This is a genomic window from Acidovorax sp. KNOB132 (assembly GCF_057541515.1).
On the sequence record NZ_BAAJYT010000616.1, the window covers coordinates 1 to 739 of the forward strand.

A 739-nucleotide genomic window follows, 5' to 3' on the forward strand; every position below is an offset into this window, starting at 1 on the left:
CCCGCCCCCCCCGGGACCGCCCGCGCCCCCGCATCGCTCCCGCCGGGGCGGTGCTGCGCTGCACCAGATACCAGGCGCCGCCGCCCAGCAGGGCCACCACGGCCAGCATCAGCAGCGTGCCGAGCCAGCGCGACCGCCGCGAGGGCGGCCGGTGGGCGGAAGGCGGCGGGTTGGGAACGGGCGCGTCGTGTGGGTGTGGATTCATGGAAATGGCTGGCGTGGCGTGTCGCGGAAAAAGCCCGTCCCGGGCGGCCGGCGGGGCAGCACGGGGGGCACGCCGAATCGTAGGGGCTCCGCGTACCGATTGTCTGGCTGCTGTGCGAAGAAAGGTAAATCTGTCGCCCGGCGCAGCGGTTCGCGCCGCGCGGCGGGCGGTTCGTCGCATGGCGCTGGCCGGACCGGGCGGCCGGGCGCACAGTGCGGCCATTCCCTCCCCTCCCACCCCGATCCCCAAGGAGCCGCCATGCCCGCTTTCCACACCCCCGACGATCTCGCCCCCCTGAACGACTTGGACGACCTGGACCGCATGGCCCGCAAGCGGGCCGGTGCCAAGATGGGCTGGCTGCTGCACGCCTGCGTGTACCTGTGCGTCAACCTGGCGCTGGCCGCCCTCGCCGCCTACCAGGGGCGCCACTGGGCGGTGTTTCCCGCGCTGGGCTGGGGCCTGGGCCTGGCGATCCATGGCGCGGCGGTGTGGCTGGCGCTGCCGGGCGGGCCGCTGCACGCCCGCCTGCTGGAG

The 739-nt window shown here is 75.0% G+C and carries 1 protein-coding gene and 1 pseudogene; one reads left to right on the top strand and one right to left on the bottom strand.

The genetic code is table 11. From position 1 onward, the window contains the following. Positions 1–205: pseudogene (locus AC27IO_RS25025) on the bottom strand (efflux RND transporter periplasmic adaptor subunit); the annotation flags it as partial. A gap of 258 nt (positions 206–463) precedes the next feature. Between AC27IO_RS25025 and AC27IO_RS25030 the strand changes: the two are divergent. Further along, a partial coding sequence (locus AC27IO_RS25030; protein WP_498741319.1) for a 2TM domain-containing protein occupies positions 464–739 on the top strand: 276 nt, incomplete at its 3' end.